This is a genomic window from Devosia sp., from assembly GCF_034675085.1.
GTDB lineage: Bacteria > Pseudomonadota > Alphaproteobacteria > Rhizobiales > Devosiaceae > Devosia.
On sequence record NZ_JAUCDN010000448.1, the window covers coordinates 1 to 1,993 of the forward strand.

A 1,993-nucleotide genomic window follows, 5' to 3' on the forward strand; every position below is an offset into this window, starting at 1 on the left:
GCCTTCGGGCCGGGCGGCGTTTCCGGCTGGCCTCCTACCCACCATGTCATTCCGGCCTGCGCCGGAATGACCCGGTGGCGAGGAAAGCGTGGAGTCGAATCGAGACTGTCCAAACCAATCCCCCTTCACATCCCGGCGATGCGGCAAGGCGGCTCATTGCTTTCAGATCTGGCCGCGTTACACAGGGCACAGGACAAGGAGCGTCTCGCCGTGGAATTTTCCCTGCCTCTGGTCATTGGAGCCGGCGTGCTGAGCTTTCTCAGCCCCTGCGTGCTGCCGCTGGTGCCGCCTTATCTCACCTATATGAGCGGGGCGAGCTTCGATCAGCTGCGCGACGAGGCCGGCACGCCCAGCCGCCTGCAATTGCGCGTGGCGATCACCTCGCTGTTCTTCATTCTCGGCTTTTCCGTGGTGTTCATCACCCTGGGGGCCACCGCCACCGCTTTCGGTCAGGTCTTCCGCCAGGCGCTGCCGGTGCTGACGCCCATTGCCGGTGTCATCATCATCGCCATGGGGCTGCATTTTCTCGGCGTCTACCGCATCGGCATCCTCGACCGGCAATTGCGCCACCAGGGGCCGGGCGTGGCGTCGGGGCCGCTGGGTGGGTTCCTGCTCGGCCTGGCCTTCGCCGTTGGCTGGACGCCGTGCATCGGGCCGGTGCTCGCGGCGGTGCTGTCAGTGGCGGCCAGCCGCGATACGGCCTGGGAAGGGGCCGGGCTGCTGGCGCTCTATTCGCTGGGGCTGGGCGTCCCCTTCTTCCTGGCCGGCATCGCCATCGGGCCGTTCATGACCTTCTTCCAGAGCTTCCGCAAGCATTTGCGCACAGTTGAGCGGATCATGGGCGGGCTTCTGGTGGTCACCGGTGTTCTGTTCCTCACCGGCAACTTTACCCGCATATCCTACTGGTTCCTCGAAACCTTCCCGGTTCTTGCCAGTTTCGGCTGATTATTGGGTTTTAGGCAAAGCTTCTAGGGTCGGAATTCAGAACTGCTTTACTTCCGGCAGGCAACAATCCCCTCCGTGTGAGGGATCATGCTTTCAGCCAATGTCAGGGAATCGAGTTTTTCCCCCTTCGCTCTCGGCCAGGCCGGGGAGCGGGCGGAGGGAGTGCGCGCCGCCGAAATCACGGTGACCCATTGCATCGAAGAGGTCGAGGCGGAGTGGCGGCAGTTGAGCCGGAGCGGCGTCGAATCGCCCGGCCAGAGCTATGATTTTATTCGCCTCTGGGTGGCCGATCGCTCCATAGCGCCAGAGGATCAGCTCTATGTTCTGGGCCGCGTGGCGGGCGAGCCGGTGGCGCTGCTGCCCCTGCATCGCCGACGCGTCTGGGGGTGCTCGGTTTTCACCTGGTTTGCCGGGGCCCACGCCAATTGCCACGCTCCCATCGCCGATCCCGCCCGGCTGGCTGCCCTGGGTAGTGAGGGGCGCGCGGCGCTGTGGCACGACATGCTGGAGCCCCTCAAGACGGGTGCCGACGCGGTCTATCTGCGCTCCATCCCGGCCGAGATCGACGGCTATGGCGATCTCTTCGACGAATTGGGCGAGCATCTGGCCATCGAGACGCTTTACCGCTCCCGCTACGACAGCTGGGACGACTGCGATGGCTTGCAGCGCAGCCGTTCGCGCCGCAAGCATGATCGCCAGCAGGGCGAGCGCCTTGCCGCCCTTGGCGCGGTGCGCTTCGAGCAATTGCGCGTCGGGGACGATCTGGAAACGGTCATCGATACCATGTTCCGTCAGCGCTCGGCCCGGTTCAGGGCCATGGGCATTCGCGACCTGTTCGTTCTGGATGGGCTGACCGGCTTTTATCGCGCCGCCGCCAGTCCCGGCTCGGGGCTCGACGTCAGGCTCCACGTGCTGCGTCTGGACGAAAAGATCGTGGCCGTGCGCTATAATGTGGTTCTGGGCCGGCGCATGTTCTGCCTGATCTCTTCGATGAGCGACGACCTCGCCATCCAAAGCGGGTCGCCGGGCAAGCAATGCCTGTTGCGGG

2 protein-coding genes are annotated in these 1,993 nt (G+C 64.7%); both read left to right on the forward strand.

Annotation, left to right across the window (positions count from 1 at the left end; all coding sequences use genetic code 11):
- Positions 1 to 210: 210 nt before the first annotated feature.
- Positions 211 to 945: a cytochrome c biogenesis CcdA family protein gene (locus VDP82_RS17570; RefSeq protein WP_323016108.1), complete on the forward strand. Its 735-nt coding sequence runs from the start codon at positions 211 to 213 to the stop codon at positions 943 to 945.
- 87 nt (positions 946 to 1,032) lie between these two features.
- A partial coding sequence (locus tag VDP82_RS17575) for a GNAT family N-acetyltransferase (RefSeq protein ID WP_323016109.1) occupies positions 1,033 to 1,993 on the forward strand: 961 nt, incomplete at its 3' end.